At 66.7% G+C, this 12,441-nt stretch carries 11 protein-coding genes; 7 read left to right on the forward strand and 4 right to left on the reverse strand.

The annotated features are described in order from the left end of the window. The first annotated feature begins 34 nt into the window (after window positions 1–34). Window positions 35–904, forward strand: a complete 870-nt coding sequence (locus BCO18175_RS00660; RefSeq protein WP_174978937.1) for a sulfurtransferase — start codon at window positions 35–37, stop codon at window positions 902–904. A gap of 54 nt (window positions 905–958) precedes the next feature. Here the strand turns inward: BCO18175_RS00660 and BCO18175_RS00665 are convergent, their stop codons facing one another. The 3 genes from BCO18175_RS00665 to polA form a co-directional block, all read right to left on the reverse strand. Continuing rightward, complete coding sequence (locus BCO18175_RS00665) at window positions 959–1,834, reverse strand: dienelactone hydrolase family protein (RefSeq protein ID WP_174978938.1); 876 nt, start codon at window positions 1,832–1,834, stop codon at window positions 959–961. 413 nt (window positions 1,835–2,247) lie between these two features. After that, the gene (locus BCO18175_RS00670) at window positions 2,248–3,582 is read right to left on the reverse strand and encodes an NAD(P)/FAD-dependent oxidoreductase (RefSeq protein WP_174978939.1); all 1,335 of its coding nucleotides are present in this window, start codon (window positions 3,580–3,582) and stop codon (window positions 2,248–2,250) included. Between the two features lie 271 nt (window positions 3,583–3,853). Then, window positions 3,854–6,607 (reverse strand): DNA polymerase I, encoded by a 2,754-nt coding sequence (gene polA / locus BCO18175_RS00675; protein ID WP_174978940.1) that lies wholly within the window; start codon window positions 6,605–6,607, stop codon window positions 3,854–3,856. Window position 6,608: 1 nt separating this feature from the next. Here polA and BCO18175_RS00680 point away from each other — a divergent pair, with 1 nt between their 5' ends. From BCO18175_RS00680 to BCO18175_RS00695, 4 genes are all read left to right on the forward strand, one after another. Beyond that, complete coding sequence (locus BCO18175_RS00680) at window positions 6,609–7,367, forward strand: TIGR00730 family Rossman fold protein (protein ID WP_174978941.1); 759 nt, start codon at window positions 6,609–6,611, stop codon at window positions 7,365–7,367. 390 nt (window positions 7,368–7,757) lie between these two features. Beyond that, on the forward strand, window positions 7,758–8,054 hold the full coding sequence (locus tag BCO18175_RS00685; RefSeq protein WP_174978942.1) for a hypothetical protein: 297 nt from the start codon (window positions 7,758–7,760) through the stop codon (window positions 8,052–8,054). 170 nt (window positions 8,055–8,224) lie between these two features. Further along, window positions 8,225–9,217: a GlxA family transcriptional regulator gene (locus BCO18175_RS00690; RefSeq protein WP_174978943.1), complete on the forward strand. Its 993-nt coding sequence runs from the start codon at window positions 8,225–8,227 to the stop codon at window positions 9,215–9,217. A gap of 149 nt (window positions 9,218–9,366) precedes the next feature. Beyond that, window positions 9,367–9,930, forward strand: coding sequence for a tautomerase family protein (locus BCO18175_RS00695; protein ID WP_174978944.1), 564 nt, complete (start codon window positions 9,367–9,369; stop codon window positions 9,928–9,930). Window positions 9,931–9,994: 64 nt separating this feature from the next. Here BCO18175_RS00695 and BCO18175_RS00700 read toward each other — a convergent pair whose 3' ends face one another. Beyond that, window positions 9,995–10,927: a LysR family transcriptional regulator gene (locus tag BCO18175_RS00700; protein ID WP_174978945.1), complete on the reverse strand. Its 933-nt coding sequence runs from the start codon at window positions 10,925–10,927 to the stop codon at window positions 9,995–9,997. Window positions 10,928–11,091: 164 nt separating this feature from the next. Here BCO18175_RS00700 and BCO18175_RS00705 point away from each other — a divergent pair, with 164 nt between their 5' ends. After that, on the forward strand, window positions 11,092–11,550 hold the full coding sequence (locus BCO18175_RS00705) for a cupin domain-containing protein (RefSeq protein ID WP_254607929.1): 459 nt from the start codon (window positions 11,092–11,094) through the stop codon (window positions 11,548–11,550). Window positions 11,551–11,632: 82 nt separating this feature from the next. After that, the gene (locus BCO18175_RS00710; protein WP_254607930.1) at window positions 11,633–12,418 is read left to right on the forward strand and encodes an SDR family NAD(P)-dependent oxidoreductase; all 786 of its coding nucleotides are present in this window, start codon (window positions 11,633–11,635) and stop codon (window positions 12,416–12,418) included. Window positions 12,419–12,441: the final 23 nt, after the last annotated feature.

Genomic DNA, 12,441 nt, shown 5'->3' on the forward strand with positions numbered 1-12,441 from the left:
GAATGTCAGGACATTCGCACTCCAGGGAGCCGTCATGCCACACACTCACTACACCACGCTCATCTCCGCCGCCAATCTCGCCGAACGCCTGGCGGCGGCGCCCGGCAGCGTCGCGCTGTTCGACTGCCGCTTCGATCTCGTCGATCCCGCTGCCGGCGAAGCCGCGTATGCGGCCGGCCATATCCCCGGCGCCCAGTACCTCCATCTCGACCGCGACCTGTCGGGCCGCAAGACGGGCACCAACGGCCGCCATCCGCTGCCGACCCGCGACGCGCTCGCCACGCTGCTCGCGAGCCGCGGCCTCAAGCAGGGTCAACAGGTCGTCGCGTACGACGCACAAGGCGGCGCCTATGCGGCACGCCTGTGGTGGCTGCTGCGCTGGCTCGGCCACGATTCGGTTGCCGTGCTCGACGGCGGCCTGCAGGCCTGGGAAGCAGCCGGCCAGCCGCTGGCAATCGACGTGCCGCATCCGGCCGCCGGCGATTTCCGCGCAGCCACGCCGCTCGAAGCGACGGTCGACGCGGCAGCCGTGCTCGCCAACGTGAACGCACCCACGCGCGTCGTGATCGATGCGCGCGCACCCGATCGCTACCGTGGCGAAAACGAAACGATCGATCGCGTGGGCGGCCACATTCCGGGCGCGCGCAACCGCTTCTTCAAGGACAACCTGACCGCCGACGGCCGCTTCAAGACCGGCCACGAACTGCGCGAGGCGTTTTCCACCGTGCTGGCGGGCACCGAGCCGAACCAAGTGATCCTGCAATGCGGCTCCGGTGTCACCGCATGCCACAACGCGCTTGCGCTGGAGGTTGCGGGCCTGCACGGCGCGTCGCTGTATCCAGGCTCGTGGAGCGAATGGAGCGCCGATCCGTCGCGGCCGATCGCAACCGGCCCGACGCCGTAAGCGCCGGCGCGGCGCAGTCGCAACGAAGCGGCGGCATGTGCCGCCGCTTGCCGTTTACATCACACCGTACTTGTGGAGCCACGCGATCGCGCGCTTCCAGCTCTCCTCCGCATCGGCCTTCACATAGCTCGGCCGGTAATCGGCAAAGAACGCGTGACCGGCATCCGGATACACGACGATCTCCGATTCACGTGCGAGCTTCGAATCGCTCGTCTGGACCGCCTTGCGCATGTCCGCGAGCGACGCCTGCGTGATGTTCGTGTCCTTCTCGCCGTAGAGCCCGAGCACGGGCACCTTCAGCAGCGATGCATGATCGACAGGGTTGAACGGCGTCATCTCGTCGGTCTTGCCTTCGACGAACCCGTACCACGCAACGGCCGCACGCACGTGCGGGTTGTGCTCCGCATACAGCCAGCTCTGACGGCCACCCCAGCAGAACCCGACCACGCCGAGACGCGACAGGTCGCCGCCGTTCTTGCCGGCCCACGCGACGGTCGCGTCGAGATCCTCGGTAACCTGCCGGTCCGGCACCTTGCTGATGACGTGCTCGACCAGATCCTTGATCGTCGGATACTTCTCCGCGTTGCCCTGCCGCGCAAACAGATCGGGGGCGATCGCGAGATAACCGAGCTTCGCAAAGCGGCGGCAGACATCGGCGATGTGCGCGTGCACGCCGAAGATCTCGTGGATCACGATGACGACCGGCAGGTTCGTCTTGTCCTTCGGCTGCGCGCGATACGCGGGCACGCTCGCGTCGCCCGAGCGGATCTCGACGGTGTCGACGTCCAGCCCTTCGCTGTCGGTCGTGACCGTCTGCGCCGACACGGGCAGCACGGCCGCCGCGAAGGCACCGCCCAGCGCGGCCTGCATGAACTTGCGGCGCGAGAACGGAACGTGGGGAACCAGGCTGTCGACTTCGGGTTTCAACATGAATGCACTCCTCGATTGGGGGCCGCCGTCACGATCACGGACACGGCATGACGGGGCATCGCGCCGGCGCGCGGCGCGGATGTCGCGGCGGATGGCACCCCGCCGCGAACGGAAACCCGGACAAGATGCCCAATAATCCGTTGTCACGTCAACTGTCGGATATGTAAGACTCGATTACGACGCGTTGATTCGACAGCGGAGAAACGCGCAGGCGGCCCGTCGAATCGCGATGCAACAAGCCGCCTGTCGATCGCCGTTGCTTGATCGGATGCCTGGCGATTGGAGCGAGCAACGCACGGCCGATGTTGCCCGTCACACGCGGGCTCGGTAGCCCGGCGGCCCGCAAAAAAACGACGGGCGGAGAGTACGCACGACGTGCGCACTCCCCGCCCGCTTCCCGCGCGAACGCGCGTTCAGTGCAGCTTGACGCGCGGCAGCGTCGTGCGCCGCAGCCAGTGCGCGACCGTATCGAGCATCATCCGCGGATAGCCGTGCAGCGCGGCAATGTGCATCCGGTACAGCGACATGTACATGAAGCGGGCGAACAGCCCTTCGATCAACATGTTGCCGCCGATCAGCCCGCCCATCAGGTTGCCGACCGCGCTGAAATGGCCGAGCGACACGAGCGAGCCCAGGTCGCGATACGTGAATTCGGGCAGCGGGCGCCCGTCGAGCCGGCAGCCGATTGCCTTCAGCAGGAAGTTCGCCTGCTGGTGCGCAGCCTGCGCGCGCGGCGGCACGTTGCGTTCGTTGCCGGGCCATGCGCATGCCGCACAATCGCCGAGCGCGAACACGTTGTCGTCGGTGAAGGTCTGCAGCGTGCGGCGCACGTCGAGCTGGCCGAGCTTGTTGACCTGGAGGCCATCGAGATTGGCGAGCACGGACGGCGCCTTGATGCCCGCAGCCCAGACCGTCAGGTCGGCACGCACCGTCTTGCCGCTCGCCGTATGGACGGCCCCCGGCGCCACCTCGGTCACGCGCTCGGCGAGCATCAGCCGCACGCCGATCTTCTCGAGCAGTTCGGCTGTCGCCGACGATACGCGCTCCGGCAACGCCGGGAGGATCCGCGGCCCCGATTCGATCAGCACGATGCCGACGTCGTGCCGCGGGTCGAGCTTGTGCAACCCGTAGGCCGACAACACCTGCGCGGTGTTGCGCAGCTCGGCAGACAGCTCGACACCGGTCGCGCCGCCGCCGACGATCGCGACCTGGATGCGCGGCTCGGCCGCCTCGCCCGGCGCGGTCGGCGCCGGCGCCTGGTGCTCGGCGCGCATGCACGCGGCGATCAGCCGCTTGCGGAAGCGCTCGGCCTCACCAACGGTATCGAGCGCGATCGCGTTTTCCGGTGCGCCCTGCACGCCGAAGAAGTGAGTCGTGCTGCCGATCGCGATCACGAGCGTGTCATATTCGAGCTCACGCGCCGGCAACAGCTCCTCGCCGTCGCTGTCGTTGACCGGCGAGAGCGTGATGCGCTTCGCTGCGCGGTCGAGCCCGGTCAGCCCGCCCTGCTGGAACTCGAAGCCATGCCAGCGCGCCTGCGCCGCATATTCGAGCTCCTGCGTGAACGGGTCCATGCTGCCGGCCGCAACCTCGTGCAGCAGCGGTTTCCAGATGTGGGTCGGATTGCGGTCGACGAGCGTGACAAGCGCCCGCGCGGGACGACTGCCGCGTGCGCCGTACCGGTCGCCGAGCCGCGTCGCCAGTTCCAGGCCGCCCGCGCCTCCGCCTACGATGATGATCCGATGCATCTGTTCCCCCTTTGCGATTCGAAACTGCTGCCGCCGGAGCGTGCGAAAGCGATGCATTCGCGCCACCCGGTGGATTAACCGGTTCGGACATCATCAATGTGCAGTTCGAATCACTTCGATGTTTCCAACCCCGGAACGCGGGGTGCGCATGCCCCCGTGTCAATGACATGCATTGTCCGGGAGCTTGCGCGTTGACCACAAGCAAACCATCTCGATATTCAGCATCCCTGCAACAATATGCCGCAGGAATCGGGAACCGCGCGGCGGTGCGTCAGTGTGCCTCTTCCCAGTTCGCGCCGGCGCCCACTTCGGCGACCAGCGGCACCTTCAGCTTCGCCACGCCGCACATCATTTCCGGCAGTTTCTCGCGCACCAGCGACAGTTCGCCGTCGGGCACCTCGAGCACCAGTTCATCGTGCACCTGCATGATCATCCGCGATGCAAGCTTGTCGCGCGTGAGCCAGTCGTCCACCGCGATCATCGACAGCTTGATCAGGTCGGCCGCCGTGCCCTGCATCGGCGCATTGATTGCCGCGCGCTCGGCCGCCTGGCGGCGCGGGCCGTTGCCGCCGTTGATCTCGGGCAGCCACAGGCGGCGACCGAAAACGGTTTCGACGTAGCCCTTCTCCTTCGCAACCGAACGCGTGTCTTCCATGTACTGCGCGACACCCGGGTAACGTGCGAAATAGCGGTCGATATAGAGCTTCGCCGCATCGCGCGTGATGCCGAGGTTCGACGCGAGCCCGAACGCGCTCATCCCGTAGATGAGCCCGAAATTGATCACCTTCGCAATGCGGCGCTGGTCGGAATTGACCTCCAGCGGCGTCACGCCGAACACCTCGGCGGCCGTTGCGCGGTGGATGTCCTCGCCCTGCGAGAACGCGCGCAACAGCGACGCGTCGCCCGAGATATGCGCCATGATCCGCAGTTCGATCTGCGAATAATCGGCCGACACGATCCGGTGGCCCGGCGAGGCGATAAACGCCTCGCGGATCCGCCGGCCCTCGGCCGTGCGCACCGGAATGTTCTGAAGATTCGGATCGTTCGACGCCAGGCGGCCCGTAACCGCGACGGCCTGCGCGTAATTCGTGTGCACGCGGCCCGTTGCAGGGTTCACCATGCGCGGCAGCTTGTCGGTATAGGTCGACTTCAGCTTCGACAGCCCGCGATGCTCGAGCAGCAGCTTCGGCAGCGGGTAGTCCTCGGCCAGCTTCTGCAGCACTTCTTCGTCGGTCGACGGCGCGCCGCTCGGCGTCTTTTTCACGACCGGCAACTGCAGCTTTTCGAAGAAGATCTGCCCGATCTGCTTCGGCGAGCCAAGATTGAATTCGCCGCCCGCCAGTTCGTACGCCTGCGCTTCGAGCTCGATCAGGCGCGTTGCGATTTCGGTGCTCTGCGCCTGCAGGCGCGCATCGTCGATCAGCACGCCCGTGCGCTCCATCTTGCGCAGCACGAGCGACACGGGCATCTCGATCTCGCGATACACGCGCTCGAGGCCCGGTTCGCGCGCAACCTGCGGATACAGCGCGTGATGCAGCTGCAGCGTGATGTCCGCATCTTCGGCCGCGTATTCGGCGGCCTGCGTGAGCGCTACTTCGTCGAAACCGATCTGCTTCGCGCCCTTGCCGGCCACGTCTTCATACTTGATCGTCTTGACACCCAGATGACGCAGCGCGAGGCTGTCCATGTCGTGCGTGCGGTGCGACTCGACCACGTACGATTCGAGCAGCGTGTCGTGCTCGATGCCGTTCAGCGCGATGTCGTAGTTCGCGAGCACCTGCGCGTCGTACTTCAGGTGCTGGCCGACCTTCTTGCGATCGGCCGATTCGAGCCACGGCTTCAGGCGCGCGAGCACTTCGTCGAGCGGAAGCTGTTCGGGCATGTCGGGGCCGCGATGTGCAACCGGCAGGTACGCTGCCTTGCCCGGCTCGACCGAGAACGACAGGCCGACGAGCCGCGCGAGCATCGGGTCGAGCGAGGTCGTCTCGGTGTCGAATGCAGTCAGTGCAGCCGCGTCGATCCTCGCGAACCACGCGTCGAATTGCTCCCAGGTCTGGATCGTGTCGTATTCGCGGACGATGTCGGCCGCCACGACCGGTGCCGGCTCGCCGTCCGGCGCATCGGCGCCGCCGCCTTCCGCCGGCGCGCTGTCGACTTCGCGCAGCCAGGTCTTGAAGCCGTAGCGCGCGAAGATGTCGCGCATCAGGTCGCGCGCTTCGCCGTCGGTCTTCAACGACGCCTCGATCGAATCGAGATGCGGCGCGAGATCGCAGGCCGTCTCGACGGTCACGAGCTTGCGGCCGAGCGGCAGGAAGTCGAGCGCGCGGCGCAGGTTGTCGCCGACCACCCCCTTGATGTCGCCCGCATGCTCGATCACGCCGTCGAGGCTGTCGTACTGCGCCAGCCATTTCACGGCCGTCTTCGGCCCGCACTTCTCGACGCCCGGCACGTTGTCGACGGTGTCGCCGATCAGTGCGAGGTAGTCGATGATGCGCTCGGGCGGCACGCCGAACTTCGCGATCACGCCGTCGCGGTCGAGCGTCTCGTTGGTCATCGTGTTGACGAGCGTGACGTGGTCGGTGACGAGCTGAGCGAGATCCTTGTCGCCCGTCGACACGATCACGTTCATCCCGTGCCGCTCGGCTTCGCGCGCGAGCGTGCCGATCACGTCGTCGGCCTCGACGCCTTCGACCATCAGCAGCGGCCAGCCGAGCGCACGCACGGCGCCGTGGATCGGTTCGACCTGCAATGCGAGGTCGGGCGGCATCGACGGACGGTTTGCCTTATAGTCGGCATAAAGGTCGTCACGGAACGTCTTACCCTTTGCATCGAACACGCAAGCGCTATACTCTGCACTGACTTCCTTGCGCATACGGCGCAGCATGTTGATGATTCCGTAGAGCGCTCCGGTCGGCTCCCCGCCAGGGCCACGCAAATCAGGCATCGCATGGTAAGCCCGATACAGATAGCTCGAACCGTCAACCAATAGCAGGGTCTTACCTTCCAGATTTCGTTCTTCAGGCATTATGAACAAGAGAAAAGTGATTCCGAGTCTGCGTTCGCTCGCAGATCAAGAACGCGCGACGGCCAAGAAGGCGCGCGCGTCGTGGCAGATGTTCACGATTATGGCAGAGTTTATCGAGGCGACCGAGTACCTGTCGGAGATCCGCCCGGCTGTCAGCATCTACGGTTCTGCCCGCCTCAAACCTGATACGCCGCACTACAAGCTCGCCGCGCAGATCGCGCGCAAGCTGTCCGACGCCGGCTTCGCCGTGATCTCCGGCGGCGGCCCCGGCATCATGGAAGCCGCGAACAAGGGCGCGCACGCCGGCAAGGCGCCGTCGGTCGGCCTGAACATCGAGCTGCCGCACGAGCAGGCCGGCAACCACTACCAGGACATCTCGCTGCGCTTCCGCCACTTCTTCACGCGCAAGGTCACGTTCGTGAAGAATTCGGATGCGGTGATCGTGATGCCGGGCGGCTTCGGCACGCTCGACGAGCTGTCGGAAGTGCTCACGCTGATCCAGACGAAGAAGTCGCGCCTCGTGCCGATCATCCTCGTCGGCAGCGATTTCTGGAAGGGGCTGCTGCAGTGGTTCCGCGACCAGCTGATCCCGATGGGCCTCATCAATCCGGAAGACATGGACCTGATGCAGGTGATCGACGAGCCCGACCAGGTGCTCGACGCAGTGCTCGCGTTCTACGAGGACAGCGGCGAGGAAGAAGGTTCGGACGATGACGGCCATCCGCCGCGCCCCGAAGAAGACCGGATGTTCTATCTGTAATCCATCCGTGGCGACCGCCGGCCCGACGGCCGACGTACCGCTTCCCGCGCGGCAGGCATGGCGATCCCGCCACCTGCCGCGTGTCACTTTGTAACGCGCCGTTAATCGCGCTTCGCGCCGTACGCCTCCGAATGTCAAATCCGCGCAGCCGGCGCTGTGCGACGCGCGCGCAATCATCCGTACACGCGGGCCGCCATTGTCAAATGACGCGGCCCGACGCCCGCACCCCGCGCCTGCCGGCCGCCAATCCGCCGTAACAAACCCGCCTCGCGTTTTCCGTCGCGCACCCGCACACTGCATGTGTCGGTGCGGCGTTTCCCCCGGTGGAACGGTCCCCCTCGCTTCCATCGCGTCGCGCCGGCCTTTTACAACGACATCACGGAAAAGAACATGCAACGCTCGCTGATCGCCCTTGCCTTCGCCGGCCTCGGCCTTTCGCTGTCCGGCCTCGCCCACGCCGTCAACGTCGACGTCAACATCGGCACGCCCGCACCGGTCGTCGTCGCGCCCGCGCCCGTCATGGTCGCCCCGGGGCCCGCGGTGATCGTCGGCTGGCATGGCGACCGCTACTGGGACGGCCGCCGCTACTGGGAACGCCGCGAGTGGGAAGACCACCAGCGTCATCGCGGCCACGACGATCGCGGCTATCACTGCCCGCCGGGACACGCGAAGAAGGGCGAGTGCTGAGCGACACCGCGCGGCCGCTCGACCTACGCAAGGCCGTCCGTGCGCTTCGGCGCCGGGCGGCCTTTTGATTTTCGTCCGCTGGCCGCATGAATCGACGGCCTTGCCGGCTCGCAAAATCGCGCGGCGCCCGGTGGTAGGATTGCCCTTGCCCGATGCCAATCCCGCCACCCATGCCGCTCATCCGAATCTGGGCTGTCGAACATGCCCTTGCATCCGGCGTCGCCGCGCCGACCGACATTCTCACGGCGGCCAACCATCTCGCCGCGACGACGTCGCAGGGCCGCGCGAGTGCACCGTTTCGCTGGCGCGTCGAATCGGTCGGCGGACGGCCGGTGCGCGCAAGCTCCGGCCAGGTCATCCCGGTCGATGGCGCGATCGACGGCAGCAGTCCCGCCGACGCGATCTGGCTGACGAGCCCGTTCGTCGCGGATCTCGAGCGGCTGCTCGACCGGCCCGCGGCACTCGCCCCGCTGTTCGACGCGCTGCGCCGGCAACACGCGCGCGGCACGCTGATCGCGACGTACTGCACCGGCACATTCCTGCTCGCGGAGGCCGGCTTGCTCGACGGCCGCCTTGCCACGACGCACTGGTCGAAAGCATCCAGCTTCCGTGCCCGCTATCCGGACGTGGCGCTGCGTGCGTCGGACATCCTGACCGAGCAGGACGGGATTTTGTGCGGCGGCACCGTCACCTCGTACCAGAATCTCGCGTTGCGCGTCATCGAAAAACTGGCGAATGCGCGCCTTGCCGCGTCGGTCGCCAGGCTCATGCTGATCGACATGAACCGCGTCTCGCAGGATTCATTCATCGACCTCGACCGGATGGGCCATCGCGGGCACGACGATGCGACCATCGCGCGTGCCCAGCGCTGGATGGAAAAGCACCTGCGGGAACCCTTCAGCCTCGCCCGGCTGAGCGATCACGTCGCGATGAGCGAACGCACGCTCCATCGCCGCTTCAGGGACGCGGTGGGCGCGCCGCCGCTCAGGTATCTGCAGACGCTCAGGATCGAAGTCGCGAAGCGCTTGCTCGCGGAAACGAAGCTCGCGATCGACACCGTCTGCGAGCGCGTCGGCTACGCGGACATCAGCGGCTTTCGGCAATTGTTCAAGCGCGAGACCGGTATCTCCCCTAGCGAGTATCGCCGGCGCTTCACACAATAGCCGCGCGCAACAAGCGTCGCACACGATGTCTGAAATGGCATCGTCGAATGGCAGTTTCGCCACTGCGCGCATCGGCACGAGGTCCATACACTGGATTCACGCCGCCCCGCCCCGGAGCGGCGCCCTCTCCACCGAGCCAGGACACCGTCATGCCGATGATCGACGTCACCATCCCCGAAGGTGCGCTCGCACCGCAGGCCGAAGCACGACTGATGGAAGCGCTAACTGATACGCTGATCCGTCACGAGGAGCTCGATCCCGACAATCCGCGCGTGCGGGACGTGACCTGGATCTTCGTCCATCGGCCTGCGGCCGTGTATCGCGCCGGGGCTATCGCGCCTGCGCCGATCTACCGGATCGTGCCGACCGTGCCGGAAGGTCAGTACACGGACGCCGCACGCGCGGGGCTGATTGCGGACGTGACCGCTGCCGTGGCTCGCGCGGAAGGTGTGCCGGTCGACGCCGTCGCGACGCGCGTGTGGGTCTTTCCAACGGAAATCGACGACGGTTGCTGGGGTAGCCGCGGTGTGGTGCGGCGCCTGCCGGACATCATGGAATATTTCGGCGACGCAGCGCTGCGGGCGCTCGGGGAACAGCGGCTGGCGATCAAGCGGCGCACGGATGCGATCGCGGCGCTCGAAGCCGTGCTCGCCGCGATGCGCGAGACGCATCAAGACGTAGCGCACGTTCGCGACGCCGGGCTCGCGTACTGATGCTCGGCGAGCGCGAAGCGACGACGCGCAACCGCCCGGAGGCTCACCCGCGATCAGGCGCGAGTCATGCCGACGCTTCCGCAAACGAAAGCGGCGCAAGATCCGGATGCGCGCCAAGCCGGTCGACAAGGAAATCCATCAGCAAACGGCTCCTCTGCGGCAGGTGCATGCGCTGCGGCATACACAGGTGGAGGCCGTAACGGCAGGTCACGTGCCGGGTCAGCAGCGGCACGAGGCGCCCCTCGCGAATGTGCGCGTGAACCGAATAGCCGAAGAACTGGCCGATCGCGGCGCCGCTCAGCACCGTGTCGAGTTCCGCGTCGATGTCGTTGGTCGCGATGAACGGGTCGATCTGTCGTGTGTCGACACGACCGTCAACCAGAAATTCCCACGGAAACGGCTTGCCCGTGCGCGGATACAGGAATGCGGTGCAACGATGATCGCGCAACGCGTCGATCGTCCGCGGCTCGCCGTGGCGACGCAGATACGCAGGCGCCGCGCAGACGATCAACTGCAGATCGGCGATGCGCCGAGCCACGAGCCCGCTGTCGGGCAGATTGCCGGTCCGCACGGCAATGTCGATCCGCTGTTCGACGATGTCGGCCATGTCGTCGCTGACGATCAGCTCGGCCGTGACGCCCGGCTGCCGGTCGCAGAATTCGCCGAGCAGCGGCGCGAGAAAGCGCCTGGCCAGCGAATACGGCGCCGCAACACGGATCGTGCCGGCCGCGTGCGCCCGATCGTCGTCGAGCATGCGCAGCGCGCTCTCCAGTTCTCCGACCGCGCCGCGGCACTGCGCAAGCAGGCGTTCGCCCTCGAGCGTCAGTACGATTCCGCGCGTCGAGCGCTGGAGCAGCCGCACGTTCAACAGTGCTTCCAGCGCTGCGACCTGCTTGCTGGCAGCTTGCGGCGTCATGCCCAACTCGCGGGCGCCCGCGCTGATGCCGCCCGCGGCCGCGATACGGACGAATACCGTCAGCGCCTTCAACCGATCCATTCGCAGCTCCCGTCAAACCCGGAACGCCCGGGCAATCGTCCATCGCATCGCAACGCCTGTCCGGCCGGTTGAATCGGTTTCAACCGGTCGGGTGCTATTCGCGCGGCACCCTGCTTCGCACAATGGCGCTGTATTCGATACCCGGAGCCAAACGGCTCGCCGCCATGAACACATTTTCATTTTCAGCCGTTTCGCGAACCGTCTTCGCGGCCGCATTGATCGTCGCCGGTTCGCCGCGAGCCACCGCACAGGAAGCGGACGCGGGTAGCCGCGTGACCGAGACGGTACTGCTGCGAACCACGCATGCGTGGGACGGCTCGCGGTATCGCACCTATCCGTCAGGACAACCGGAGATCACGGTCGTACGCTACACGATTCCGCCGCACGCGGTATTGCCGTGGCATACGCATCCGTCGATCAACATCGGCTACGTGCTGTCGGGCCACCTGACCGCCGTGCGCCGCAGCGACGGCAAGCGGCTGGCGCTCGGCCCCGGCGACGTGGTGCCGGAAATGGTCGACGGCGCCCATCGCGGCGAAACCGGCGACGAGCGCGCCGAACTGATCGTGTTCTACGCCGGCGCGCCTGGCACGCCCCTGACGGTGCCCGACCACCGGGACTAAGCACCTCGACCATGCGCCGGCCCGCCGGCCAGATCGCTTCCCTTTACATGGAGCCACTCTCGCCATGCCCGATTCACGAAGCTTGCCATCATCTCCCGCCACGACGCGCCCCCGGCTCGACGGACGCGTCGCGCTCGTCACCGGCGGCGGCACCGGCATCGGCCGGGCGGCCGCGCTCGCATTCGCGCGGGAAGGCGCCCGCGTCGTCGTCGCCGGACGGCGCGCGGCGCCGCTCGACGAAACCGTGCGCGCGATTACCGGGCGCGGTGGCGAAGCCTTCGCGATGGCCATCGACGTCGGATCCGCCGATGGCGTGCGCGCGCTCGTCGACGCAACGATCGGACGCTACGGCGCGTTGCATGCTGCGTTCAACAATGCGGGTACGGAAGGCACGTTCGCGCCGATCGTGGAACAAACCGAGGCCGACTTCGACAAGGTGATCGCAACCAATCTCAAGGGTGCGTGGCTGTCGATCAAATACGAAATGGAGGCGATGCTCGCGCACGGCGGCGGCGTGATCGTCAATACGTCGTCGTGGCTCGCGAAAGGCGCGCTTGCCGGCTCGTCGACCTATTCGGCCAGCAAGGGCGCGCTCGATGCGCTGGTGCGCGCGGTCGCACTCGAAGGCGGCCCGCACGGCATCCGGATCAACAACGTGAACCCCGGCATCATCGACACGCCGATGGCGCGCCGCTTCGGCGACGACAAGATGTTCCGCCCGTTCGCCGCATTCACGCCCGCCCGGCGGATCGGCACGCCCGAGGACGTGGCTGATGCGGCCGTCTGGCTCTGCAGCGACGAAGCGCGCTTCGTGACAGGCGAATCGCTGCTGGTCGACGGCGGCTACACGATCGGCGGCATGCGCTGACCGGCGCCGCGACGGAGGAAGAA

This window comes from Burkholderia lata (assembly GCF_902499335.1).
GTDB classification, from domain to species: Bacteria; Pseudomonadota; Gammaproteobacteria; order Burkholderiales; family Burkholderiaceae; genus Burkholderia; species Burkholderia lata_B.

What these genes read in the sequence shown, in the direction of transcription:
- BCO18175_RS00700 (WP_174978945.1), bottom strand. Translation starts at nt 10,927, where the DNA reads ATGGATCGGTTGAAGGCGCTGACGGTATTCGTCCGTATCGCGGCCGCG.
- BCO18175_RS00690 (WP_174978943.1), top strand. Translation starts at nt 8,225, where the DNA reads ATGCCGCTCATCCGAATCTGGGCTGTCGAACATGCCCTTGCATCCGGC.
- BCO18175_RS00665 (WP_174978938.1), bottom strand. Translation starts at nt 1,834, where the DNA reads ATGTTGAAACCCGAAGTCGACAGCCTGGTTCCCCACGTTCCGTTCTCG.
- BCO18175_RS00705 (WP_254607929.1), top strand. Translation starts at nt 11,092, where the DNA reads ATGAACACATTTTCATTTTCAGCCGTTTCGCGAACCGTCTTCGCGGCC.
- BCO18175_RS00660 (WP_174978937.1), top strand. Translation starts at nt 35, where the DNA reads ATGCCACACACTCACTACACCACGCTCATCTCCGCCGCCAATCTCGCC.
- BCO18175_RS00695 (WP_174978944.1), top strand. Translation starts at nt 9,367, where the DNA reads ATGCCGATGATCGACGTCACCATCCCCGAAGGTGCGCTCGCACCGCAG.
- BCO18175_RS00685 (WP_174978942.1), top strand. Translation starts at nt 7,758, where the DNA reads ATGCAACGCTCGCTGATCGCCCTTGCCTTCGCCGGCCTCGGCCTTTCG.
- BCO18175_RS00680 (WP_174978941.1), top strand. Translation starts at nt 6,609, where the DNA reads ATGAACAAGAGAAAAGTGATTCCGAGTCTGCGTTCGCTCGCAGATCAA.
- polA (WP_174978940.1), bottom strand. Translation starts at nt 6,607, where the DNA reads ATGCCTGAAGAACGAAATCTGGAAGGTAAGACCCTGCTATTGGTTGAC.
- BCO18175_RS00670 (WP_174978939.1), bottom strand. Translation starts at nt 3,582, where the DNA reads ATGCATCGGATCATCATCGTAGGCGGAGGCGCGGGCGGCCTGGAACTG.